Source organism: Ruegeria sp. CK1 (genome assembly GCF_056536545.1).
In genome coordinates this window covers 113,533-136,934 of record NZ_JBQFPX010000004.1, presented here as the reverse complement: position 1 = coordinate 136,934, position 23,402 = coordinate 113,533, and the positions used below count along the sequence as shown (strand labels likewise).

Genomic DNA, 23,402 nt, shown 5'->3' with positions numbered 1-23,402 from the left:
CAGCGTGTTGCCATGGCGACCCCGGCAGGATTCGAACCTGCAACCTGCCCCTTAGGAGGGGGCTGCTCTATCCAGTTGAGCCACGGGGCCGCGCAAGGCTCTCTCTACCTTGGTTTTTCGGGGTTGTCATGACCTTTGCACAACAGTTGTAAATCGCGTCCTGTTCACGCTACCATCGGGCAAAACAACAGTGCAGGTGCTCTCCGTGAACACAGAAACAAAACGCCCGCTTACCCTTCGTGATGTGTCCGAGGCTTCCGGAGTATCTGAGATGACGGTCAGCCGGGTTCTGAGAAACCGGGGCGATGTGTCTGACGCTACCCGCACCCGCGTTCTGGCAGCGGCGAAAGAGCTTGGATACGTACCCAATAAGATCGCGGGGGCGTTGGCCTCAAGCCGGGTCAATCTGGTTGCGGTGATCATTCCGTCACTGTCAAACATGGTCTTCCCAGAGGTGCTGACAGGCGTGAATCAGGTGCTGGAGGATACTGAGTTACAACCTGTTGTCGGCGTTACGGATTATTTGCCCGAGAAAGAGGAAAAGGTTCTGTACGAGATGCTCTCGTGGCGGCCTTCGGGCGTAATCATTGCGGGACTCGAGCATACTGAAGCCGCCCGAGCCATGCTGGATTCCGCTGGTATTCCGGTGGTTGAGATTATGGACACGGATGGCAAGCCGGTTGATGCCATGGTTGGGATCTCTCATCGCCGCGCTGGGCGCGAGATGGCCGAGGCGATCCTAAAGGCTGGGTATCAACATATTGGCTTCATGGGCACCAAGATGCCGCTGGATCATCGGGCACGGAAGCGGTTTGAAGGCTTTACCGAAGTTTTGGGCAAAAACGGTATCGAAATCGAAGACCGAGAGTTCTATTCTGGTGGCTCTGCTTTGGCCAAAGGGCGCGAGATGACCCAAGCCATGCTGGAGCGATCACCCGAACTGGATTTCCTTTATTATTCCAATGATATGATTGGTGCGGGTGGGCTGTTGTACCTACTGGAACAAGGGATCGACATTCCGGGTCAGATTGGGCTTGCGGGCTTCAACAATGTCGAACTGCTGCAAGGGCTGCCGCGCAAATTGGCGACGATGGACGCCTGCCGTTTGGAAATCGGGCGCAAAGCGGCAGAGATCATTGCCGCTCGGTTGGCCGACCCGAACGCCGAGGGCGATACTCGAGTGACCCTGACTCCCAAAATCAACTACGGCGACACGCTGAAGCGGCGCTAAGTCAATGGCGCTGCCAAGGCTGGATAACAAGGCAGCCCGTGCGCTGTTCATGGATCGCCACGCCTTGGCCGAGCAGCCAACGGGCGGAGCGAAGGGCGCGGATTTGCTGGACTTGATCCACCGGCTGGGTTTTGTGCAGCTTGACAGTATCAACACCGTCGCCCGCGCCCATGACATGATCCTGTATTCGCGCAGGCCGTCTTATCGCGCGAAAAATCTCAAACATCTTTATGAGCGTGAAAAAGCGCTGTTCGAGCACTGGACACACGATGCCGCCGTCATCCCGAAGGAGTTCTACCCTCATTGGCACCTGCGGTTTCAGCGCGATGCGGCGCTGTTAAAATCACGCTGGAAGAACTGGCGCCGGGATGGTTTTGAACAACAGTTCGCCACTGTCCTGCAACATATCCGCGATCATGGGCCGGTGTCGTCTTCGGATGTCGGCAAGGACGAAAAGAAGGGCTCGGGCGGCTGGTGGGACTGGCACCCGTCAAAAACTGCGCTGGAATTCCTGTGGCGGTCGGGTGCATTAACTGTGGTTGGCCGCAACGGATTTCAGAAACGATATGACCTGACAGAAAGGGTGATTGAAACTCATCTGTGCCCTGGCAACATGGCTTGCGATACCGAGGAAACGGTGGATTGGCTGTGCAACGCAGCCTTGGACCGATTGGGATTTGCCTCGTCGGGGGAGCTGGCGGCATTCTGGGATACAGTCAGCGTGAGCGAAGCCAGACAATGGGCTGATCAGGCTCTGAATAAGGGTATTTTGCAGGAAATTGAAATCACTTGCGCCGACGGTCGGGTTCGCAAACTGTTCGCCCGGCCAAGTATAACCCAGACTGATACCCTGCACCCACCAGGTCGAATCCGGGTATTAAGCCCATTTGATCCGATGCTGCGCGACCGAAATCGAGCAGAGCGTTTATTTGGGTTTCACTATCGGATCGAAGTTTTTGTCCCGGCCGCAAAGCGAACCTACGGTTACTATGTTTTTCCGCTTTTGGAAGGCGATCGGATGATCGGCCGCATCGACATGAAAGCGCGTCGAGACAGCGGTATTCTTCAGGTGAGCGCACTTTGGCCGGAACGCTCAGTACGCTGGACGGATGCACGCACCCGACGCTTACAATCAGAACTGGACCGGGTTCGCCGCTTTGCCGGTTTAGAAGACGTAGAATTTGCGAAAGACTGGCTAAAAGACCCTAAATAAGGTTGCCGGTTAGGAAACGACCAGCTGCAACCCGCCTTTTCCACCCGCAATTGTCGCTCCCGTAGATATGCCGATATGGATCAAACCTGTTTGTTGGTGGCCTTGGGATACGGTTGACTTGTACTTACGGCCAAATCCGCTTTGTTGTGAATGTTTTATGCCCTAATAGGGTGTAGAACTGTTACTGCGGACGTCGCCACCTTTCGAAGTAGACAGGCACTTCGCAATCAACCTCGCGGACCGTCTGGGCTGCAGATGCCGCATGATTGCGACCAACACTGAAAATCCAGCCCACGAAATACTCCGCGTCCTTTTCTGCAACAGAATTCAGAACGGGCCAGTTAAAGCAAACAAACTGACAGACATCGCGAAGCCCAAGCTTTGCAAACGTGATTGCAGAAGAAGGTTGAGATCAAAACCGCATTTTCGCGCTGGTTTTTCGGAATTTTTCTTGGGAGTTTCCATTAACTTAAAAAATCTGTTAACTTTGCGTTCACAATTTAAGTGACTGTCTTTGAAAATGGCCTGAACAGCTCTAAGTTGAATGGTGGCAGAACGTTTGACCAGTGGCAAATCGGGGTGCCACACGTTCTGGCCACCGCTCACACGTTCGGTGGACCCCCAAGCATCCGCCGAAATAAGAAGACGACCCGATGCGCCGGTGTGCTCCACTGGCAAATTGGGAAATACTATTCCAGGGAACTATGGCAAAAGACACGCCCCCACATGTCTTTGCGCCAGACACTCGGCCATATTTCGGGCTGGTACGTTCTCTGGATCGCGGGTCGGACCGTCGAAAATGAACCGACGCAACCGGCCTCGGGCCAGGCAAAAGATCCAGTACACGTCTGGCCGCCCCGCCAGAAACGGCACCAGTTTCTGGCGGGGTTCGATTTTAGGGCGTCACGTTTCCAAATCACGCAGCTCGTTCAACAGGTCCAACAAGGCCTCGTGGCGTTCAGGTCCAAACTGGTTTCGAAGATCTTCGGCCAGTTGAACCGTCACCTGTATATTATCTTGGATAATTTGCTTCCCCTTGTCCGAAATATCGACGATCTGCCGCCGCTTGTCGCAGGGATGCGCACGCCGCAAGATCAGACCCTTGGCTTCGAGCTTTTGAAGAATTCGGGTAAGGCTTGGCAACAGAAGACAGGCCCGGTCCGCAATATGGGTTGGCTCTTGCGGACCTTCCTCATTCAGGACACGCAATACACGCCATTGCTGTTCGGTTATACCTGCGTTTGCAAGCATCCTCCGAATGGGTCCCATGACCCGTTCTCGAGCCCGCAGCAACGCAATGGGCAATGAACGTGACGTCAATGGTACTTCATTGGTCATAAGAAATTCTTGCTGAAAACCGCAAATTTCGCAACTCAACAATCTGTTTTTCTGCGTGTTTATCAAGATTTAGCCCGTACTATGCACGTGGCAGCACGTGATAGAATCTACCCTAGGCTGTATGAAATCGAAAGATCGTTGACCTTCGGCCGCAGATGCCCATCACTATCAGCGGGGGATCACCCCATCCTGAAGCCTGTTGAGGTATCAAATGAAATGGGATGAATTCTCGGATTGGGGCAAGAAAATCGCCGAATGGACGCAAGCTTATCATCTAACCGTGGGTGAAAAGCCGGTGCGTGCGCAAACCCAGCCGGGAGAGGTGTTGAATGCCCTGCCTGTCCACCCGCCAGAAAAAGCGCAAGCGATGGAAGATATCTTTCGCGATTTCGAAGAGATCGTAATGCCGGGTATCACGCATTGGCAGCACCCTAGGTTCTTTGCCTATTTCAATTCGAACGCTTCGGCCCCTTCGGTTTTGGGAGAGTTTCTAGCCAGTGCGATCGCGCCACAATGCATGCTCTGGCAAACTTCACCCGCTGCCACCGAAATGGAAACGCGAATGATGGATTGGCTGAGACAAGCGCTGGGCCTTCCCGAGGATTTCGCGGGCGTTATACAGGATTCCGCCTCTTCCGCGACACTCGCCGCTGTCTTGACGATGCGGGAAAAGGCATTGAACTGGCAGGGCAATCGAAAGGGGTTGTTCGGGCAAAAACCGCTGCGGGTCTACTGCTCGGCCGAGGTTCATACGTCGGTAGATCGCGCCATCTGGGTCGCGGGCCTGGGGGAGGACAATTTGGTGCGGGTTCCGATCAAAGGCAATTGGCGTGGAATGGACCCAGCAGCGTTAGAAGTGGCAATACAATCTGATTTAGACTCTGATATGACGCCTACAGGGGTCATCCTGTGCGTTGGAGGGACAGGCACCGGGGCGACCGACCCCGTGGATGAATGCCTAATGATCGCACGAAAATATGGGCTTTATACCCATGTGGACGCTGCGTGGGCAGGATCGGCAATGATCTGCCCTGAATACCGCGACTACTGGCCGGGAATAGATCAAGCTGACAGTATCGTATTCAACCCGCATAAATGGCTGGGTGTGCAATTCGACTGCTGCGCGCATTTCCTGAAAAACCCGAACGATCTTGTGAAAACGCTGGCGATCAGCCCGGAATTCCTCAAGACCCACGGCAAGGACGGGATCATCGACTACTCAGAATGGTCGGTTCCACTGGGCCGCCGGTTCCGAGCGCTGAAACTGTGGTTCGTAATGCGCGCTTATGGGCTGGAGGGGTTGCGGGAAAGGCTGCGCAACCATGTGAACTGGTCCGTAGACCTGCATGACAGACTGGCTGCTGAGCCGGATTTCCAGGTCACCACTTCACCAATGTGGTCGCTTTGGACGTTTCGCTATGCACCAGCAGGACATCCAAACCTAAACGATCTGAACCTTCAATTAGTGAACGCCATTAACGATGACGGTCGAATCTACCTGACCCAAACTCGCGTCGACGGAAATTTGGTCATTCGCTTTCAGGCTGGCCAGTTCGAAACCACAGAAAATGATGTTCGTATGGCCTATGATGTCATCACGGAAATCGCCCGTTCAATTACTTGAAAGTTTAAACATGATCACGCCCAACAACACATTTAAACAGGCTCTAATCAACGGAGATCGACTGATCGGCTGCTGGAGCAGTTTCGGCGAAGCTGTTACGGCCGAGATCATGGGCACTGCCGGGTTTGATTGGTTGGTGATTGATGGCGAACATGCGCCCAACGACATCCGCTCGATCCGCGATCAGCTAATGGCGCTGGCGACAAGTCCTACACATCCGGTGGTGCGGGTGCCCGTCGGGGACACGGCATTGATCAAAATGGTGCTGGATATCGGTGCGCAGACCATTCTGGTGCCGATGGTGGAAAGCGCAGAGCAAGCCCGCGAACTGGTGCGCGCCTGTCGTTATCCGCCTGATGGTGTACGTGGGGTTGGTGCCATCGCGTCACGCGCGACATTCTATGGCAGTATTCCCGATTACGTAAAAACCGCCGATGCGCAGGTATGCCTGCTGGTTCAGGTCGAAAACCGCGCTGGAATAGCGGCATTGGACGACATTCTGCAAGTTGAAGGCGTGGATGGGGTGTTCATCGGCCCAGCGGATTTGTCCACTGACATGGGCTATCAAGGCGACAGCGCCGCACCCGAGGTGCGCGCCGTAATCACAGATGCAATCTCTCGGATCAAAGCGGCGGGAGTAGCCCCCGGAATTCTGGCCACCAATGACGAGGCGCGCCAGGCCTATATGGACATGGGTGCGCAGTTTCTGGCGGTCGGGCTCGACGTGATGCTACTGACCCAAGCCGCACGGGCATTGGCGACCAAGTGGAAAGAAAAATAACGCATCAGCCCTGCATAGCGGCGGCGGCCTGCGCGTAACCACCCGAAGCCCCGTCGACGAAATGCACATGGTCGTCGCGCATGGCCGACGGCACAAAGCAAGTCATCATTGCCTCATCCTGTGTATGCAGCCCATAGCGGACTTTGCCTTGCCCGCGTGCCTGCTCCAGCATCACCTGGATCTGTGAAAAGGTGACCGGATCGCAATCCAGCGTCATTTTCAGACCATCATCGAATTTGCGGAAGTCGGCGTTGTTGCTGACTGTATGCTTGTAGTGTTCAGGGTCAAACTGACCCAACCGCTTGCCGGTTTTGAACAACAAGGCAATCAACAGGTTTTGCCCCAGAAGTTTCATTTTCTGCACAAACAGATTTCTGCCGGCTCGCGACACGTGCGCATCAAGCGTCGTGTCAGGTGGCGGCCAGCTAATAGGTGGGCCGCTCTCCGGTACCGGGTGACCGGCGCGTTCCAGCCGCTCGGCAGCTGACAGCACCAATTGGGCCAAATCGGAAAAATCACTCTCGGTTGCTTTTGACGTAGGTTGCACCACGAAGGAAACAATCTTGCCGTGCCGTGCCCTGCTGTTGGACCATCGGCAAGACAGTCCCGTCAGATCGGGCTGCGCGCCGGAATCGGCGGGTGCAACCTCGAACTTGCCCTTTTTCATCTGCGTTTCGGCCCAGGCCAGACCGCCGCCAGAAAACATGGCGTAATCCACCCCGGCCGATGGCGCATAGCGTGCCACGCGCAAATCCTTGCCCGCCTGCCGGAGTTCGGACACGGGAACCAATGCCCCGCGTAATGCGATCGAAAACTCTTCTTCCGCCCAGCGCCGGAGATCGGCCAGAACGGCTCGGGCCGTATCTACAGAACTTGCGGGAATTGCAAATCCAGCCCCGTCACCGCCGAAAACATAGGGAAACTCTTGCCCCTTCAAGGCGTTGATCATGGCCGAGATCACCGCTGCACCGACCATGTTGACCGTTTTGTAGCGCCCTTTGGCAATTTCCCCGGTGGAGTCGACAATATCAGCCACGCCCAATGCCCAGTCATCTGGCACCGCCGCGAACCGAGTGGGTTGAGCCAATCGGGAAAACTCCCGCTGCAAGGGCAGGTTTTCATAAAATGCAGCCTGTGCGTCTTTCATCGGTACCTCGGGGCGGCGTGTTAGATTTTAGGTAGCCCGATTATGTTCTCTGTCCGGTGAAATCAGTATAGCACACGTGCTTGTGCAAGGCACCGCAACATGCCAAGCATTCCCCGCAGCTTGGGCGAGAAGGGGCATTTCATGCAGGCAGGTCTGGTGGTTCTGTGTCTGGGCTATGTTCTCAGCCAGTTTTTTCGTGCCTTTCTGGCGGTACTTAGCGTCGATCTGGGTCGCGACATCGGTGCAACTCCCGAGGATCTGGCATTTGCTTCGGGCCTTTGGTTTCTGATCTTTGCTGCCATGCAGTTGCCCGTAGGATGGGCGTTGGACCAGGTTGGGCCGCGCCTGACAGCGGCAGTACTGCTGTTGGTTGGAGGTGCCGGCGGTGCGGCGCTGTTTGCAGCAGCCAGCACACCACTACACATCGCAATTGCTATGTCGTTGATAGGGATCGGGTGCTCTCCAGTCCTCATGGCGTCCTATTATATTTTTGCGCGCGAATACCCTCCGGCGCGCTTTGCAACGCTGGCTGCTGTGATGTTGGGTGTCGGGTCAGTGGGTAATCTGGTGGCCTCTTACCCCACCGCGTTGGCAGTCGAGTTGATGGGTTGGCGCGCCACGATGGTCGGCCTGTCCGTATTTTCAGCGCTCATCGCACTTGGCATCTGGATCAATGTGAAAGACCCCAAAAAGATCGAAACAGAACAAAAAGGGTCATTTCTGGATCTACTCAAGGAACCGGCACTTTGGACGATATTGCCATTGATGCTGGTCTCTTACGCCCCGTCCGGCGCAATCCGCGGCTTGTGGGCTGGCCCGTACTTAAGTGATATTTTCGGTCTAAGCACGACCCAAATCGGACAGGCCACACTGATCATGGGCGCAGCAATGATTGCCGGGACCTTTGCTTATGGTCCCCTGGACAGGATGCTTGGCACCCGAAAATGGGTGATCTTTGGCGGCAATACTATGGCCGTAGCCAGTTTGATACTCTTGTGCCTGTGGGTCGATGATGCGGTCTGGCTCTCTGTGATTTTGATGGCTGCCATCGGGCTGCTGGGGGCCAGTTTTCCTGTCATTATGGCTCATGGCCGGGCTTTCGCTCCGCCACATCTGGTCGGGCGCGGCATCACCCTGCTCAATCTCTTTGGTGTTGGTGGCGTCGGGCTGGCGCAATTCGTTACGGGTCGCATCCACGCCGCCACAGTGGACATCAGCCCGACTGCACCCTACACAGCGATATTCGGCTTCTTTGCAGTCACGCTTGCCATTGGCTGCGCAATCTATCTATTCAGCCGTGACAACGTGAACTGACATCAAACATGGAGAGCGCTGTGCAGGACATCGAGGTGATCGCACCTAACCTGAAACACAGCCTGTCGGGGGTGACAACAACGGTCATCCGTTTGCTGCCAATTCAGAAAGAGATGATTGGCATTGTCGCCACCGGGCCCGGCCTGCCTGATGACCTGCCTCATATCCGATTGATCAAAGTTCCGTTCTTGTCAAACCGCAAACTGAGGGTCTGGCACGCGCGCCGCAATACTGAAATGCTGATGGGCCTGTTCTTGCGTCATGTCCTTCGCCGGAACTTGAAACTTCTATTCACATCTGCGGCGCAGCGGGATCATTCCGGGTTTACCAAGAGGCTGATCTCGAAAATGGATGCGTTGATCGCCACGACACCTCAGGCGGCCTCGTTCCTGCAACATCCGTCGACCGTCATCATGCATGGCGTGAACACTGAGCTGTTTCACCCCGCAGAGGACAAACAGGCACTACGCGAGAAACTGGGTTTGCCGGGCGGCACCCTGATCGGATGTTTCGGCCGTATACGTCCGCAGAAAGGCGTGGACCTATTGGTGGATGCTGCCATCGAGGTTTTGCCCAATCGTCCCGATGCCAGCATCATCTTTACGGGCCGCACCACCGCTGAATTCGAAGCTTTTCAACGCGAACAGGAACAAAAGCTGCAAAAAGCAGGTCTAGCTGACCGGGTGCATTTCTTAGGGGAACGCCCTTGGGAGGAAATAGTAGAGACATATCGGGCATTGGACCTGTTCGTCGCTCCTGCGCGCCACGAAGGCTTCGGCCTTACCCCGCTTGAAGCAATGGCCTCAGGCGTGCCTGCCATCGCTTGCCACAATGTCGGGGCGTTCAGCGCACAAATTAAGGATGGTGAGACCGGCCGCCTCGTCGAAAAAGACAACGCCGAAGCGCTGGCCACAGCGTTGACTCAAATGCTGGACGACCCAGACAATTTGGCTGAGGCAGGACGCGCTGCTCGGGCCCATGTCGAACAAAATTTTCGAATCGAAGGCGAAGCGGAAGCCATCGTAAAAGTCTATCGGTCATTGCTGAACAGTGCCTAGGACGCACTGATAAGTATCAATTCGCCGTTAATCGTAGAAATTGGCATCGAAAGCCCTTTTTTCTTTGCTGCAACGCGGCTATGAACGCGCGTCCTTAACTTTGGAGACATGAAATGGGCTATCGCGTCGTAGTCGTCGGCGCCACGGGTAACGTGGGCCGCGAAATGCTGAACATCCTGGCAGAACGCCAGTTCCCCGTTGATGAACTTGCTGCTCTGGCAAGCCGTCGTTCGCTGGGTACTGAGGTGACATTTGGCGACAAGACGCTCACGACCAAGGACTTGGACACATTCGATTTCACTGGCTGGGACATGGCGCTGTTTGCCGTGGGTTCCGAAGCAACCAAAGTCTACGCCCCCAAGGCGGCGGCCGCTGGCTGTGTCGTGATCGATAACTCGTCGCTCTATCGCTATGACCCGGAGATTCCGCTGATCGTGCCGGAATGTAACCCCGAGGCGATTCACGATTACAAGAACAAGAATATCATCGCCAACCCCAACTGCTCGACCGCGCAGATGGTTGTCGCCTTGAAGCCGCTGCACGACCGCGCCAAGATCAAGCGGGTGGTTGTGTCGACCTATCAGTCGGTCTCGGGCGCGGGTAAGGAAGGCATGGATGAACTTTGGGATCAGACCAAAGCCATCTACAACCCCACAACCGAGGTTGAACCGAAGAAGTTCCAGAAGCAGATCGCTTTCAACGTCATTCCGCAGATCGACGTCTTCATGGAAGACGGCTCGACCAAGGAAGAGTGGAAGATGGTTGTCGAAACCAAAAAGATCGTCGATCCGTCGATCAAGGTCACAGCCACTTGCGTTCGCGTTCCCGTGTTTGTCGGCCACTCTGAGGCGGTGAACATCGAATTCGAGGATTTCCTGGACGAAGACGAAGCCCGCGACATCCTGCGCGAAGCACCGGGCATCATGGTGATCGACAAGCGTGAAGACGGCGGCTACGTCTCGCCGATCGAAAGCGCGGGCGACTTCGCCACGTTCATCAGCCGCATCCGCCAGGACTCGACGATTGAGAACGGCATCAACCTGTGGTGTGTCTCGGACAACCTGCGCAAGGGTGCGGCCCTGAACGCAGTCCAAATCGCCGAACTGCTGGGCCGCGAAGTTCTGAAAAAGGGCTGAAGGTTCTACGCGCCAACATTGCCAACCCCGTCGAGCATTCGGCGGGGTTTTTCATTTAGTACAGCACAGCAGAGCCTTCGAACCTGTTTTACTTTTTAAATGACGGATCGGGCGTTCCGACATAGCAATTCATTATCCAAGGATAAGAGGTCGTAACGTAGTATCCATATTGGCCGTCAACTGACATGCCATTGCATTCGTCCAGATCGCCATTCCCCTTAAACTCATAGTCTTCGATATAGGTGCCATCTGGCATGCCACCCGGCCCCTCGGGCGGCGCAGGGCGTTCTTCGGTTTTAAGTTCATAACCCGAAACCGCAGCCCGAATGTTGCCATCCGCATCCTGAAAAATCGTGCCGAAGATTGGAAATCCGTCTGCAGCGAATCCGATTACGGGTGAAGGCACATTGAACTGGCGATCATTGAACAGAGCGTTTGGATTGGCATGATAGTGATACCGTCCGTCCGGTTGTGTATGAGCATTGTGCAAATCCACGCCAAAATACTTGTCGTAGGATGGTGGGTCGATCAGCCAAGGATCGCGGGTAGTACAACCCGCCAATACATTGCCATTCTTATCTGCTCTGGGACCATCAGGGCGGTAACACCCTGCTGAAAGCAAATCGACAGGAGCACCGTTCAACAAAATGGCGTTGTACGCTTGTTGTCCCAATTGTGTGGGCTGAGCTGCTTTTTCAGGGTTTCGCGCGATCTTAAATTCGCTCAGCAGGGGTTGGAAGTCATTTGCAAATCGCGCCGTCGCACCGTTGAAATCGTGGTTCGGCGTGCCGTTTGACGCAATGGTGCAGGTTTCGTCATCTGCGTCGATCTTGACCTGAGCACTGTACGATTTGCCCTTCTGAATGTCCTCTACATCCGCGGTGTAACTGCCAACGTAATCCGCGCAGTCACCCGATCTGTTGGTCAAGATGGCGTTCTTGATATCTGTGCCTTCACTCTCCTGAGCGAGCACCGGACCAGCAAACACCGCAATCGAAATGCATAAAATCAACCTGTCCACGCTTTTGGCCTCCTCGTGGATTTCTAGGATGTGTGAATCCACTTGGACGATAACAGGTTTATGGTGACCTAAAAGCACCTTACAGCAGAATTTTTACCGGTGCTTCTGCCATGTGTAGCGCGGGAGTTTTCCCCCGCGCTAATGGGTTCACAGCGCCTGCCCATCACCATCGAAGAACTGCAACTTTTCGGGTGCGAAATGCAAACCGATCTTGGTGCCGGGCTTCAATTCAGTATCACCACCAAGACGGACAGTGACCTTTTCCTCGGTGCCGCAATCGACGATCACGAACATGTCGGCGCCAAGGTATTCGACCACCTCGACCATGCCGTCGCTGTGACCCGCGCCAGGCTCCACTACACTGATGTGTTCCGGGCGGATGCCGAGCATCGTGGCCGCGCCAGCGCGGTCAAACGGGCCGCTGCCGCCGTTCTCCAATTGGAATTGGTCTCCGGATACGGTGCAAGGAATGACGTTCATCTTCGGGCTTCCGATGAACTGCGCCACGAACAGGTTGGCAGGGCGTTCATACAGTTCGCGCGGAGTGCCGACCTGCGCGATCTTTCCGAACTCCAACACCACGATGCGGTCGGCCAACGTCATCGCCTCGACCTGATCGTGAGTCACGTAGATCATGGTGCGGTTGAGACTTTGGTGAAGCTTCGCGATCTCGTACCGCATCTCGACCCGCAGGGCGGCGTCGAGGTTCGACAGAGGTTCGTCGAACAGGAATGCCGTTGGATCACGCACGATTGATCGGCCAATGGCCACACGCTGACGCTGCCCACCGGACAAGTCCTTGGGACGACGTTCAAGATAAGGCTCAAGCTTCAGCACGTCAGCCGCACGACCGACACGCTCGGCGATCTCAGCTTTAGGCACCCCAGCAACCTTAAGCGAAAAACCCATATTCTCGGCCACGGTCAAGTGGGGATAAAGCGCGTAGGACTGGAACACCATGGTTAGTCCGCGCTTGGACGGTGGGTGATCGGTAACGTCATTCGCGTTGATCAAAAGCAACCCGCGCGAGATATCCTCGAGCCCGCCGATCATCCGCAGAAGGGTCGACTTGCCACAGCCCGAGGGGCCGACGAAGACGACGAACTCACCTTCTTCGATCTGCAGGTCGATACCTTTGATCACCTGCACTTCGCCGAACCATTTTTCGACGGCTTTAAGTTCGATGCTGCCCATCAGTTCCTCCCTGCCCAATGCAACCAAGCGGCGGCTGTCCATGTAAATGTGTCCCCGCCGGCTGGGCTGCCGGTAATCGGGTCGTGATATTCCGCGAAGCCATGGCCCGCGATCAGGCGGGCGGTTTTCAGCCGCAGTGTTTCGGCTTGGTCGCCGTGGCCCATCTCGGCCAGTCCAAAGCCAATAAGCATGTTCATGAAAGCCCAGGTTGGTCCGCGCCAATAGCGACGCGCGTCAAACTTGGGTGAGTTTGGATCATAGCTGGGGATCGGGTGCGGAACCGTGGTCAGAACCGTTTTCAAGCGGTCCATCATTTGATCCGACTCTATACCCGCATACCAGCACAAGTAAGCGGCATTCGAAATACTTTCAGACCATTCCCCAGTCAGGGCATCACGAGAGTCGAACGAACCCAGTTCGGCGTGCCACAGCGACAGCGCGCCCACCTCGAGCCGATCAATATCCGCGGTCAATCCCTCGGCCTCAAGTCCCAGGTCTTGGCTGATCGCCAGCAAATCACGAGCGGCACGCAGGGTGGTAAAGGTCAGCGTCGGATCTGCGACGCGGAAAGGGCTTAGGGTTAGCAGTTTTTGCTGATCCCAGCCTGCCTCGCAGCCGATCTGCACCAGTTTTATGTAACGGTCGTAGTCATATTTGGTGGGCCGGTCGGCGCTGTTGACGTGGCTGATGTCGCGTCGCTGATACTCACCCACGTCCGAGGCATCGATACCGGCCATGGCTTTGTCCCAGTCCGGAGCGTTGTCACGTCCAGTTTCCCAAGGATGCGTTGTACAGACGGCGCCATGCTCGTCCAAACGCCATTTCATGATCCAGCGGTGCCAGGCCAGCATGCCAGGAAACAGTGCCCGCAGGCGGGCATCACCTACCTTTTTGTCCTGTTCCCAAACCCGCCGTGCCATCGACGCGGCCACGGGCGGCTGAATCACCCCTGACGAAGGGATCGGCCCGATGCCACCCCAGACGTCTGGTCCGGGGAAATAACCGGGATCGAGCTGATGGAACAGGATATGCGGCACCATGCCGTCCTCCCACTGGCCCGAGAACAGGGTCTCAAGTTCAACCCAGGCGCGGTCGATGTCGAACTCGGCAAAACCTAGCGCGGCAATCGCGCTGTCCCAGTTCCACTGATAGGGATAAAGGCCGCTGGTCGGGACCGTGTAGCCACCCCGATCGTTGGCAATCAGGATGTTGCGTGCCGACTCAGTCGGCGGAGTGAAGTGGTTCATGTCTGTCATCCTTTGACCGAGCCTGCTGTCAGGCCTTTGGTCATGAAACGTTCAAGCCCAAGGAACAGGGCCATGATCGGAACGGTGGCAATCACCGCCCCGGCCATCAGGTGTTGGCGGGGAATTTCCGAGGAGTTCAGCATTGTGACGCCTCGGGTCAGGGTAAATTTCGACGGGTCGTCCAGCAGCATGAAGGCCAGCAGGAATTCATTCCAAGCGATCATGAAGACATAGAGAGAAACCGACGCCAGAGCAGGCAAGCTGAGCGGCAGGGTGATTTTCCAGATCACCGACAGACGTGACAACCCGTCCATCAGCCCAGCTTCTTCAACCTCAGTCGGCAGGCCGCGGAAGTAACCTTGCAGCATGTACAGCGCAACCGGGATCGTCGTGACCGGGTAGATCATTACGATGCCAAGGATCGAGTTGCGTAAGCCGGTCAGTGAAAACGCGATATAGATCGGCAGCGCAAGAACGATCATCGGCACCATGTAGATCAGCAGGATCGAACGTGAGAATGCCTTTTGCCCTTTGAACCGGAACCGCGCGACCGCATAGGCCCCCGGTACGCTGAAGGCCAGCGTTATGAAAACAGTCAGGCACGAAACATAGAAGGACGTCCACAGATATGTGCCGAAGTTGAAGTCGCGGAACAGCTCGGTATAGCTGCGGAGCAGCGCCCAGCCTTGGCTCAGGTCAACCGAGAAATCCAGCGGGTTTTGCAAGAGTGCCTGTTGCGACTTCAGGCTGGTCATCACCATGACGTAGAAGGGGATGATGACGATGGCCGTAAAGAAGATATAGCCAAAGCCGGTGCAGAAACGGATCACCGCATCCTCGAATTCGTGACGGGTGAGTTCGTCAAACGGCAGCTCTTTCAGGATTTCCGCCATAGATAGGTGCATGACGACTGCAATCGCAAGCACAGTGACCACAAGCGCCAGCAGCGTGGTATCCGATCCGATCAGAACTGGGCCGAAGCCGGTCAGGCAGACCAGACCCAACAGAGCCGATACGCCCAGACGCGCAGGTGCATTGCGAACCGGAAACCGGACATAGACCAGACCTGCAATTGCACCCCAGATCAGGCTTAGCAGAACCTGCGGTCGGAATGCCGCGCCAGTTGCGAAAGACATTGTGATCGCGATGGTCGTGGCAATGACCACCAACCACAGCGCGCCCAGAACCGGGCCAGTGAAATACCCTTTACGCATCACAGACCCTCCTCACGGCTGATGAATTTGAAGAAGACAAAGCTGAAGGCAATCAGGCACATCAGGATCACAACAGCTACCGCTGCACCTGCCCCGATGTTCGAGACAGCAAAGGCCTGTTCATAGACGTTCACAGTCAGCGTGCGGGTGCCCGCATTACCGCCAGTCAGCAGGAAGATGTCGTCGAACTTGTTGAACGTCCAGATGAAGCGCAACAGGAACAGCACCGACAGGATGCCCAGCAATTGCGGAATGCTCAGCAGCCAGAACTTCTGGAAAGGCGAGGCCCCATCCATATCGGCCGCTTCATACATGCTGGAGTCGATGGACTGCATCCGCGCCAGAATGAACAGGAAGGAAAGCGGGAAATAGCGCCAGATTTCGAACACTGTGACCATAACCAGTGCGAGAGGGCGTTCGCCGAAAAAGTTGATCGGCTCACTGCTCAACCCCATCTGCACCAGCAGCGCATTGGCAGAGCCCGAGAAGGGATCAAACAGCGTCACCCATGTAAAGGCCACAGCGATAACCGGTGCCACATAGGGGAACAAGTAGAGGCCGCGAATGAATCCTTGGCCTCTGAAGCTTTTGTTCAGCAGCAGGGCAGCAAACAGCCCCATAACCAACGCGCCGATGGTGCCGAATACTGTGTAGAACAGGGTTACCCCAAGCACGCCCCAGAACTCGTCCCCGTCAAAGACACGGGCGAAGTTTTCGAAACTGAACTCGAAATTGGTCAGAACACTTGGACCGCTACCCGTGACATCAGGTTCAGACCCTTCAACCAGATCTTCGAACGCGTCGGCGTCACCATCGACCGTAACCGGGATGCGGATCCGCTCGCGCTGACCACCTTCCAATGTCCCGAAATCACAAAACAGCTCTTGCCCGTCCAGAACGCAGGGGGCGACAATTTCACCTGTGGGCGTCACACCGTCGGGCAAAGCGTCACGAAAGGTCACACCTGTGACGGCGGTTTCCTGACTTGAGTTGCGCAATCGGTATTCGATCTGCAGATCGTCACCCGATCCACGCAGGCTTTCACGGACAACAGGCGCAGGTGGGCGCAGGTCAGATAGTGTGAAGGGTTTGAAACTGATCCAGATGATTGCCAATAGGGGCAGGATCACAACCAGTGACACACTGATGATGGTCGGAGCCAGCAGCGTCCAGGCCAGACGCGCCTCGCGTTTGGCTAACGCCCCGGTTCCGCTCGGTGGGGTGGCCGAAGTCATGTTGTACCTCAAAGGGTTGGGAGCAGCGGCATAAACACCGCTGCAGATACCAGTCGGTGGTGCTGTTACTCGACTTTGGCGAGTTCTTCGTTCATCGCTGCGACCGCTGCAGCAGCGTCAACCTCACCGTCGATATACTCACGAACAATTCGGTTGATTGCCTGACTGTTGATCATTTTCGAGGCCAGTGCCAACTGACCCTCAGCCACGCCCCAACGCTGCGCCACGTCCAGGCCGCCAACAATCTCGTCGATCATCGCCTGTTCATACAGCTCACCCAGAGGCGCTTTGCGGTCTACACCCACGGGCAATTCGGCCCAGGCTTCCGAGAAGGCAGTTGGGTTGTCAGCATTTCCGCGACGAACCGGGAACTTGCCTTCGGGCGCAATCGCCAGCGTCTGGGTATAACCCTGATCCATGGCGTACTTCACGAATTCCATCGCAGCATCCGTATCCGCGTCGTTGGTGATGCCAAAGTAACGAACGTCACCCCAAGCAGCACCATCGGGGTTCGACGGACCGGACAGCTTGGTCACAATGCCGGTTTTACCCGCTAGATCGCGCGAAGTCGGATCATCGTTGATGGTCGGCGGCGCGCTGTCGCGCAGACCGGCCAGTTCGTCCAGAATAAAGGGTGACCAGATGATCATCGCGGCCTTGCCGTCAAAGTACAGCTCGCGCGATTGCTTCCAGAACAGCTCACCCGGAGGTGACGCCTTGGAAATCGCTTTGTAGAAATCCAGAACCTCGGTGGTCTTGGCTTCGTCCAGCGGCTGAAAACCGTCCGGACCGACGGGAGACACACCATTGGCAAGGAAGACATGTTCCAGCACTTGGCTCATGAAGTTTTCATCGACCTTGGTTGCCGAAACAAAACCATACATCTCGGGCGGGTTGTGCAGTGCTTCCAGCGCAGCTTGAATATTGGCAAAACTGTTAGGCGCTTCCAAACCGGCTTCGTCAAACAGGTCTTTGCGGTAAACCACCATCTGGGTCCAGCCATCAACGGGCACCGAGGCGGTTTCGTCGTTGAATGCAGCCATTGCCAGTGCGCCGGGCGCGAAGGTGTCAGCACCCAGTTCTTCGATCACTTCGGTCGCGGCTTCAGTGTCCAGAATACCGGCCTCGGCCCAGGGCAGCGCATATTGCAGCGTGTGATAGACCACATCCGGCAGATCACCGGCGGCAAAAGCGGCGGTGGCGCGTGTGCCCAGATCGCTTTCAGTAACCGGGATCACTTCGACCGTGGTGCCAGTTTCAGCCTTGAACTGGTCCGCCATCTCTTGCTGCATGGCAAGGCGCTCGGGCTGTTCCTCAGTGGTCCAGAAGCGGATCGTGTCGGCCTGCACCGATAGCGCCGTCAGCGCCAGTGCAAGGGACGAGCCAAGCATCAGCTTCGCGGCTTTGGGTGTAAGTTTCATCGGTTTCCTCCCCGGTTGTGTTCACGTTGGTTGTGTTAGCTTCTGCGCCAGCTCCGCAGACGTCAGACTTGGTGGGCCGTCCGATCCACCTTCGATCAGAGTGGCATCAGCCAGTTCTCGCAGGCTTGCCGGATCTTCGCCGCGGATTTGCCGAATCAACAGTGTGGCCAGCCGTTCACCGGCCATGCGGGAATCGACCGAAAAAGTTGTCAGTGCCGGGCGTGCATGGCGGCTTTCGGGCACACCATCATAGGCAATGACTGACACGTCACTTCCGATCTCAAGGCCCAGGTCATCAGCAACGGAATAAAAGCCCAACGCCGCAAGGTCGGTGGCAAAGACGATTGCGGTTGGCGGTTTATCCAGCGCCATCAGAGCACGAGCCTGCGCAGCACCTTCACCGCGGGTGCGTGCACTGTCACGGATCAGATCGGGATCAAGTGGCAGGTTTTTATCACGCAGTCCCTCGATATATCCGTCCCGACGCAGATGGCTGTAATTGAACTTTGGATCGCTGCCCACATAGCCGATGCGGGTATGCCCAAACTCTGCAAGCCGGTGAACAGCCTTGCGCATTGCCGTTTCCCCGGTGATGTCGAACCACGAGGTCTCCTCCCACGGATTCGTCTGGCCGTAACCGGTACGACCGTAGAGGATGTGCGGCACATCGCGGCTGCGCAACAGGCGGGCCCGCGGGTCTTTCACCATTGTACGCTGCAGGATGAACCCATCGGCTTTGTGCTCTTCAAACAGACGATTGAGCACTTCCAGGGAATTCCGCTCAGAAGTAGCTGTCGCAATCGTCATGGTCCAACCGAATCTGCTGGCGGCATCGCAGGCACCGCCCAGAAACTCGTGAAGGAAAGCGTAGTGCTGATCCGGCTCTTCGTTGTTCAGCACCATCGCAATCGCGCGCACTTGACCGGTGCGTATGGCTTGCGCGTGGCTCAGCGGGCGGTACCCCAACTTTCGGGCAGCGGTCTCGACGCGCGACCGAGTGACTTCGGATATATCCGTATAACCGTTCAGCGCTCGCGAAACCGTGCTTTTGGACAAGCCCAGATGTGCAGCCAGATCATCCAGCTTGACGCGCCCCGAAACCGATGGGCGGTTCGCAGAAACGCGCTTTGGATATGAAAGATTCGTGTCCATCTTTTTTTATTTGTTGGTTCCGAAACCGGTTTCGGCAACGAAAAAGTTAAAAAAGTTGCACTTTGATCAATTTTTGACGGTTTTTCTGGGTAAACAAACACGTGGTCAGGGGATATTGCGCAGGCGCAAATAGTTAAGCCACGAAACAACAATCTGTTTCGATCAGCACTGAAGTTCGGACGTGCTTCGCTATCTGACAGAAGACCCATCAGTTTCAGTCCAATGTCGGACTAGGAGACTACACCAAATAAAAAAGCGCCGAATCAGAGAACTGATCCAGCGCCCAATAACAAAAAAAGTATTAGTGCTTCAGACGACCACGAATTTCTTTTCTTGCGGGTCATAACATTCCAGCCCGCCTTCGCCGATATCGGTCCACAAGCCATGCAGACTGAGTGAGCCGTCCTGAACCAGCGAGGACACGAATGGGAAGGTCATGAGGTTCTCTAACGAGGCTACAACCGCCTGACGTTCGAACTGTCGCGCCTGATCCGTTGGGTCTTCAACGTCGGCAACCAGGTCGAACTTTGGCTTCAAGATATCCATCCAGCGGCCAACAAAACTTTCCTTGGCTTCGAGTTGCGGAGCCTGCCCTTTGCACATGTCAATGCAGCCCTGAACACCGCCACATTGCGAATGTCCCAAAACGATCAGATGCGCCACTTTAAGCGCCGTCACCGCGTATTCGATGGCCGCGCTCGTACCGTGGTGGTCGCCATCGGGTGCGTAGGGGGGGACAAGGTTGGCGATATTGCGGTGAATAAAAAATTCACCCTGATCGGCACCAAAGATTGAGGTAACGTGAACCCGGCTGTCACAGCAGGAAATCACCATCGCGCGCGGTCGCTGCCCCTCGTTGGCCAAGCGGCGATACCACACTTGGTTTTCCGAGTACGTGGTGGCCTTCCAGCCGTGGTACCGTTTGACCAAGTAGGACGGCAGGGGTTTGGCATGGTCCATTCAGTTGTCCCTCGATTATTCATTGCTGGCTGCTCTAGCTCGAATTCATAGAAAATTCGAGCAATAATCCTGCGCGAGCGCAAGGTTTTGCAAAGGAATTCACCTGCAAGGTCGATCTATGCCGTGGGGGCATAAAGAATTGGGGTGAATGTGGTGGATGAAATACTCACGCTTAAACACAAAGAAACCGTCCGTCTGAATCCGGAGCAGTTGAACGGGCTGTATCGGCAACTGGGTGACAAAAACGCATTGGATGTACTTTGTCGCACGGTCGAGGAGCTGGCCGTGCGATTGTCGAATTGCGAACGCTACTGGAGGCAAAGAGACTGGGCTGGGCTTCACAAATGCGCCCGCTCACTGGTGGCGATCGCGGATCAGATCGGCATGACCGCGTTGGCCCGCGTCGCCGGGGATGTGGCGCAGTCAGTCGATGCCGGAGATGCGGTGGCAACTGGCGCCACTTTGTCACGTTTGATCCGGGTGGGCGAAAAATCACTAACGGTAATCTGGGATCAGCAGGACCTTTCAGTCTGACGGGGCTTGCGGACGGGCCGTGGGCGGCTAGGCTGGGCGCGAAATCGAACCAGCCGAGATGCCCATGACCCTGTCTTTCGCTTCACCTGCCGATCCGCACATACCACTCCATGTTATCGCGCAATCTGATTTGGACAGCTGGTTGGACAGCCAGCCAGAGATCGTGGTGAACTGGGTTCGCGCCAACGGTTTCACCGGAGCAATGGGTCAAGTTACGCTGATCCCAGGTGCAGATGGCGCGCCAGAGTTTGCGGTGGCGGGTTACGGCACCGCATCAGGCCGCGCGAGAAAGAGGTTTCCCCTTGCCGCTGCCGCCGAGGCGCTGCCCGAAGGTGTCTATCGCGTCGCATCTGGTTTACCTGACGATGCTTTGGAAAAGGAATGCCTTGGCTGGTTGTTAACCGGCTACGCATTCAACCGATACGCATCACAGTCCCCCGCCAAAGCACGTCTGATAGCCCCCAAAGGCGTCGATGCAAATCGGATCGAAATTCTGGCTCAGGCCGAGGCGCTGACCCGCGATCTGGTTAACACACCAACCGCGGATATGGGCCCTGACCAGTTGCAAGCCTCTGCCGAGGAATTGGCACAGAGGTTTGGTGCGTCTTTCGACGTGATCACGGGGGAAGCCCTGCTGGAACAGAATTTTCCGATGATCCACGCCGTTGGCCGCGCCGCCGAGCAGGAGCCGCGCTTGATCGAGATGAACTGGGGCAAGTCCGGCCCCAAACTCACGCTAGTTGGCAAAGGTGTATGTTTCGATACCGGTGGCCTCAACCTGAAACCAGGGAATTCCATGGCGCTGATGAAAAAGGACATGGGCGGCTCAGCCAATGTGCTGGGTCTGGCGCAGATGATAATGGCGCTGAAGCTGCCGCTGCAACTGCGTGTTCTGATCCCGGCAGTTGAGAATTCAGTAGCAGGAAACGCATTTCGCCCCGGCGATATCCTGACATCGCGAAAGGGTCTTACGGTCGAGATTAACAACACCGACGCCGAAGGACGGCTCGTTTTGGCTGATGCGCTAACTCTGGCGGACGAGGGCAATCCGGATCTGGTGATCTCGATGGCGACACTGACCGGTGCGGCTCGGGTGGCCGTGGGGCCCGATCTGGCACCGTTCTACACCGATGATGACAGTATTGCTGCGGCACTGGCCCGCGCGGGGCATCAGGCCGCCGATCCGGTTTGGCGCATGCCGTTCCACGAACCCTATGAGACGATGATCGAACCGGGCATAGCCGATTTGGACAATGCGCCTTCGGGCGGGTTTGCTGGCTCAATAACAGCCGCGTTGTTTCTGCGCAGGTTTGCGGGCGAAAGCCCATACATGCACTTTGACATCTATTCCTGGCAGCCCAGCAAAGCACCGGGCCGAAGCAAAGGTGGCCTTGGCCAAGGCCCCCGCGCCCTGCTGACTGCCCTGCCCGAGATATTGAACCTATGACTCAACAGCGCATCGTTAACCCCGTGGTCGACCTGTTGCGCCACCCCGACGGCCCTCGGGACCGGCAGCTATTATTCGGAGACACGGTCACTGTTAATGAGACACAGAACAATTGGAGCCGCGTGACAGCTGACAAAGATGGCTACATGGGCTGGGTAACTTCGGACCAACTTGTTGCGCCCGTGCCGGATACACACTGGATAACCGCCCCCGCAACACACGCCTATGCTCAACCAGATATGAAAAGCCCTGATCAGGTGTCGCTGAGTTTTGGCAGCAAGGTACAAGTTCTGTCGGAACAAGGCAGGTTCCTGGAAACGGAATTGGGCTTTATTCCCGCCGTGCACGCCAAGCTCACAGCGACACGGCTGACCGATCCAGTTTCAGTGGCTGAGTTGTTTCTGGGAACACCCTATTTGTGGGGTGGCAACAGCCGCTTTGGTTTGGATTGTTCCGGATTGGTACAGGCCGGTTTGCTGGCGTGTGGTATTCCTTGCCCCGGAGATAGCAGCGACCAAGAGCGGGAATTGGGCGAAGCCTTACCAGCAGGAACCGAACCCAAACGCGGTGATCTTTTGTTCTGGAAAGGTCACGTCGCTTGGGTCTATGGCGACAACATGTTACTACACGCCAATGCCTATCACATGGATGTGACCTTTGAGCCGATGGATCAAGCTATCACGCGTATTCTGAATCAGGGCGACGGCCCAGTTACGTCCCATAAACGGCTCTAATCAAGGTCAACTGATCGGATCAGCTTGCGTTCAAGTACGCGCAAAACCGTACGCAAATCATGGCCGCGTTTCAGGATACGGCCATCCATGCCCACCACCGAATACATCCCTTGCTTTTGCCTTAGGCGTGGATGTTTTTCGACCCGATAAATCGGATGTTCAGCTGTGCGCCGAAAGATGGAAAACACTGCGATGTCCCGAAGGTTGGAAATACCGTAATCGCGCCATTCTCCGGCGGCGACCATCCGGCCATAGACGGACAGGATATGGGACATCTCGTGCCGGTTAAACGCGACGGGCATCTGTGCCGAGTTTGCAGAGAACCGGCTGGGAGGCTGCATGTTCATACCCTCAGCCTTGCCGGAAAACGCGTTTGAATCAAGCCCGAGCAAGCAAGCTGG

The 23,402-nt window shown here is 56.1% G+C and carries 21 protein-coding genes and 1 tRNA gene; 10 read left to right on the top strand and 12 right to left on the bottom strand.

Annotation, left to right across the window (positions count from 1 at the left end; translation table 11 throughout):
• Positions 1 to 13 precede the first annotated feature (13 nt).
• Positions 14 to 90, bottom strand: a tRNA-Arg gene (locus tag ACR0L3_RS11715).
• Between the two features lie 115 nt (positions 91 to 205).
• On the opposite strand from ACR0L3_RS11715, the gene ACR0L3_RS11710 reads away from it, so the two are divergent.
• A complete protein-coding gene (locus ACR0L3_RS11710) occupies positions 206 to 1,231 on the top strand; it encodes a LacI family DNA-binding transcriptional regulator (RefSeq protein ID WP_480745904.1) in 1,026 nt (341 codons plus the stop codon).
• Positions 1,232 to 1,235: 4 nt separating this feature from the next.
• Complete coding sequence (locus ACR0L3_RS11705) at positions 1,236 to 2,444, top strand: winged helix-turn-helix domain-containing protein (RefSeq protein WP_480745903.1); 1,209 nt, start codon at positions 1,236 to 1,238, stop codon at positions 2,442 to 2,444.
• Between the two features lie 903 nt (positions 2,445 to 3,347).
• On the opposite strand, the gene hpaR is transcribed toward ACR0L3_RS11705, so the two are convergent.
• Complete coding sequence (hpaR, locus tag ACR0L3_RS11700; RefSeq protein ID WP_480745902.1) at positions 3,348 to 3,782, bottom strand: homoprotocatechuate degradation operon regulator HpaR; 435 nt, start codon at positions 3,780 to 3,782, stop codon at positions 3,348 to 3,350.
• Between the two features lie 211 nt (positions 3,783 to 3,993).
• On the opposite strand from hpaR, the gene ACR0L3_RS11695 reads away from it, so the two are divergent.
• Together ACR0L3_RS11695 and ACR0L3_RS11690 are read left to right on the top strand one after the other, a co-directional pair.
• Positions 3,994 to 5,406 carry a pyridoxal phosphate-dependent decarboxylase family protein gene (locus ACR0L3_RS11695; protein ID WP_480745901.1) on the top strand — a complete coding sequence of 471 codons (1,413 nt, stop codon included), beginning with the start codon at positions 3,994 to 3,996 and terminating at the stop codon, positions 5,404 to 5,406.
• A 10-nt stretch (positions 5,407 to 5,416) separates the two neighbouring features.
• On the top strand, positions 5,417 to 6,187 hold the full coding sequence (locus ACR0L3_RS11690; RefSeq protein ID WP_480745900.1) for an HpcH/HpaI aldolase family protein: 771 nt from the start codon (positions 5,417 to 5,419) through the stop codon (positions 6,185 to 6,187).
• A gap of 4 nt (positions 6,188 to 6,191) precedes the next feature.
• On the opposite strand, the gene ACR0L3_RS11685 is transcribed toward ACR0L3_RS11690, so the two are convergent.
• Entirely contained in the window at positions 6,192 to 7,334 is a 1,143-nt protein-coding gene (locus ACR0L3_RS11685; protein WP_480745899.1) for a DUF3095 domain-containing protein, read from the bottom strand.
• 141 nt (positions 7,335 to 7,475) lie between these two features.
• On the opposite strand from ACR0L3_RS11685, the gene ACR0L3_RS11680 reads away from it, so the two are divergent.
• From ACR0L3_RS11680 to ACR0L3_RS11670, 3 genes are all read left to right on the top strand, one after another.
• Positions 7,476 to 8,648: an MFS transporter gene (locus ACR0L3_RS11680; RefSeq protein ID WP_480746107.1), complete on the top strand. Its 1,173-nt coding sequence runs from the start codon at positions 7,476 to 7,478 to the stop codon at positions 8,646 to 8,648.
• A gap of 20 nt (positions 8,649 to 8,668) precedes the next feature.
• Positions 8,669 to 9,706 (top strand): glycosyltransferase family 4 protein, encoded by a 1,038-nt coding sequence (locus ACR0L3_RS11675; protein ID WP_480745898.1) that lies wholly within the window; start codon positions 8,669 to 8,671, stop codon positions 9,704 to 9,706.
• A 113-nt stretch (positions 9,707 to 9,819) separates the two neighbouring features.
• Positions 9,820 to 10,842, top strand: coding sequence for an aspartate-semialdehyde dehydrogenase (locus ACR0L3_RS11670; RefSeq protein ID WP_480745897.1), 1,023 nt, complete (start codon positions 9,820 to 9,822; stop codon positions 10,840 to 10,842).
• Between the two features lie 88 nt (positions 10,843 to 10,930).
• On the opposite strand, the gene ACR0L3_RS11665 is transcribed toward ACR0L3_RS11670, so the two are convergent.
• From ACR0L3_RS11665 to ACR0L3_RS11630, 8 genes are all read right to left on the bottom strand, one after another.
• Positions 10,931 to 11,863: a YHYH protein gene (locus ACR0L3_RS11665; RefSeq protein WP_480745896.1), complete on the bottom strand. Its 933-nt coding sequence runs from the start codon at positions 11,861 to 11,863 to the stop codon at positions 10,931 to 10,933.
• 147 nt (positions 11,864 to 12,010) lie between these two features.
• The gene (locus ACR0L3_RS11660; RefSeq protein WP_480745895.1) at positions 12,011 to 13,057 is read right to left on the bottom strand and encodes an ABC transporter ATP-binding protein; all 1,047 of its coding nucleotides are present in this window, start codon (positions 13,055 to 13,057) and stop codon (positions 12,011 to 12,013) included.
• Positions 13,057 to 14,304 carry an MGH1-like glycoside hydrolase domain-containing protein gene (locus ACR0L3_RS11655; protein WP_480745894.1) on the bottom strand — a complete coding sequence of 416 codons (1,248 nt, stop codon included), beginning with the start codon at positions 14,302 to 14,304 and terminating at the stop codon, positions 13,057 to 13,059. The genes ACR0L3_RS11660 and ACR0L3_RS11655 overlap by 1 nt, the downstream gene beginning before the upstream one ends.
• 5 nt (positions 14,305 to 14,309) lie before the next feature.
• Positions 14,310 to 15,518, bottom strand: coding sequence for a carbohydrate ABC transporter permease (locus ACR0L3_RS11650; RefSeq protein ID WP_480745893.1), 1,209 nt, complete (start codon positions 15,516 to 15,518; stop codon positions 14,310 to 14,312).
• Entirely contained in the window at positions 15,518 to 16,753 is a 1,236-nt protein-coding gene (locus ACR0L3_RS11645) for a carbohydrate ABC transporter permease (RefSeq protein ID WP_480745892.1), read from the bottom strand. The genes ACR0L3_RS11650 and ACR0L3_RS11645 overlap by 1 nt, the downstream gene beginning before the upstream one ends.
• 65 nt (positions 16,754 to 16,818) lie before the next feature.
• Positions 16,819 to 18,174 carry an ABC transporter substrate-binding protein gene (locus tag ACR0L3_RS11640; protein WP_480745891.1) on the bottom strand — a complete coding sequence of 452 codons (1,356 nt, stop codon included), beginning with the start codon at positions 18,172 to 18,174 and terminating at the stop codon, positions 16,819 to 16,821.
• Between the two features lie 21 nt (positions 18,175 to 18,195).
• Positions 18,196 to 19,326, bottom strand: a complete 1,131-nt coding sequence (locus ACR0L3_RS11635) for a LacI family DNA-binding transcriptional regulator (RefSeq protein WP_480745890.1) — start codon at positions 19,324 to 19,326, stop codon at positions 18,196 to 18,198.
• Between the two features lie 309 nt (positions 19,327 to 19,635).
• On the bottom strand, positions 19,636 to 20,286 hold the full coding sequence (locus ACR0L3_RS11630) for a carbonic anhydrase (RefSeq protein ID WP_480745889.1): 651 nt from the start codon (positions 20,284 to 20,286) through the stop codon (positions 19,636 to 19,638).
• A gap of 144 nt (positions 20,287 to 20,430) precedes the next feature.
• On the opposite strand from ACR0L3_RS11630, the gene ACR0L3_RS11625 reads away from it, so the two are divergent.
• The 3 genes from ACR0L3_RS11625 (at position 20,431) to ACR0L3_RS11615 (ending at position 23,001) form a co-directional block, all read left to right on the top strand.
• Positions 20,431 to 20,820 (top strand): hypothetical protein, encoded by a 390-nt coding sequence (locus ACR0L3_RS11625; RefSeq protein ID WP_480745888.1) that lies wholly within the window; start codon positions 20,431 to 20,433, stop codon positions 20,818 to 20,820.
• 64 nt (positions 20,821 to 20,884) lie between these two features.
• Positions 20,885 to 22,267 carry a leucyl aminopeptidase family protein gene (locus ACR0L3_RS11620; protein ID WP_480745887.1) on the top strand — a complete coding sequence of 461 codons (1,383 nt, stop codon included), beginning with the start codon at positions 20,885 to 20,887 and terminating at the stop codon, positions 22,265 to 22,267.
• Positions 22,264 to 23,001, top strand: coding sequence for a C40 family peptidase (locus ACR0L3_RS11615; protein ID WP_480745886.1), 738 nt, complete (start codon positions 22,264 to 22,266; stop codon positions 22,999 to 23,001). Before ACR0L3_RS11620 ends, ACR0L3_RS11615 begins: the two co-directional genes overlap by 4 nt.
• Here the strand turns inward: ACR0L3_RS11615 and ACR0L3_RS11610 are convergent.
• Complete coding sequence (locus tag ACR0L3_RS11610; protein WP_480745885.1) at positions 22,998 to 23,348, bottom strand: DUF2794 domain-containing protein; 351 nt, start codon at positions 23,346 to 23,348, stop codon at positions 22,998 to 23,000. The genes ACR0L3_RS11615 and ACR0L3_RS11610 overlap by 4 nt on opposite strands.
• Between the last annotated feature and the right edge of the window lie 54 nt (positions 23,349 to 23,402).

Excerpts from the sequence above, each read along its gene's own strand:
- ACR0L3_RS11705 (WP_480745903.1), top strand. The coding sequence starts at position 1,236 with ATGGCGCTGCCAAGGCTGGATAACAAGGCAGCCCGTGCGCTGTTCATG.
- hpaR (WP_480745902.1), bottom strand. The coding sequence starts at position 3,782 with ATGACCAATGAAGTACCATTGACGTCACGTTCATTGCCCATTGCGTTG.
- ACR0L3_RS11695 (WP_480745901.1), top strand. The coding sequence starts at position 3,994 with ATGAAATGGGATGAATTCTCGGATTGGGGCAAGAAAATCGCCGAATGG.
- ACR0L3_RS11690 (WP_480745900.1), top strand. The coding sequence starts at position 5,417 with ATGATCACGCCCAACAACACATTTAAACAGGCTCTAATCAACGGAGAT.
- ACR0L3_RS11685 (WP_480745899.1), bottom strand. The coding sequence starts at position 7,334 with ATGAAAGACGCACAGGCTGCATTTTATGAAAACCTGCCCTTGCAGCGG.
- ACR0L3_RS11680 (WP_480746107.1), top strand. The coding sequence starts at position 7,476 with ATGCAGGCAGGTCTGGTGGTTCTGTGTCTGGGCTATGTTCTCAGCCAG.
- ACR0L3_RS11670 (WP_480745897.1), top strand. The coding sequence starts at position 9,820 with ATGGGCTATCGCGTCGTAGTCGTCGGCGCCACGGGTAACGTGGGCCGC.
- ACR0L3_RS11660 (WP_480745895.1), bottom strand. The coding sequence starts at position 13,057 with ATGGGCAGCATCGAACTTAAAGCCGTCGAAAAATGGTTCGGCGAAGTG.
- ACR0L3_RS11655 (WP_480745894.1), bottom strand. The coding sequence starts at position 14,304 with ATGAACCACTTCACTCCGCCGACTGAGTCGGCACGCAACATCCTGATT.
- ACR0L3_RS11650 (WP_480745893.1), bottom strand. The coding sequence starts at position 15,518 with ATGCGTAAAGGGTATTTCACTGGCCCGGTTCTGGGCGCGCTGTGGTTG.
- ACR0L3_RS11645 (WP_480745892.1), bottom strand. The coding sequence starts at position 16,753 with ATGACTTCGGCCACCCCACCGAGCGGAACCGGGGCGTTAGCCAAACGC.
- ACR0L3_RS11640 (WP_480745891.1), bottom strand. The coding sequence starts at position 18,174 with ATGAAACTTACACCCAAAGCCGCGAAGCTGATGCTTGGCTCGTCCCTT.
- ACR0L3_RS11635 (WP_480745890.1), bottom strand. The coding sequence starts at position 19,326 with ATGGACACGAATCTTTCATATCCAAAGCGCGTTTCTGCGAACCGCCCA.
- ACR0L3_RS11630 (WP_480745889.1), bottom strand. The coding sequence starts at position 20,286 with ATGGACCATGCCAAACCCCTGCCGTCCTACTTGGTCAAACGGTACCAC.
- ACR0L3_RS11620 (WP_480745887.1), top strand. The coding sequence starts at position 20,885 with ATGACCCTGTCTTTCGCTTCACCTGCCGATCCGCACATACCACTCCAT.
- ACR0L3_RS11615 (WP_480745886.1), top strand. The coding sequence starts at position 22,264 with ATGACTCAACAGCGCATCGTTAACCCCGTGGTCGACCTGTTGCGCCAC.
- ACR0L3_RS11610 (WP_480745885.1), bottom strand. The coding sequence starts at position 23,348 with ATGAACATGCAGCCTCCCAGCCGGTTCTCTGCAAACTCGGCACAGATG.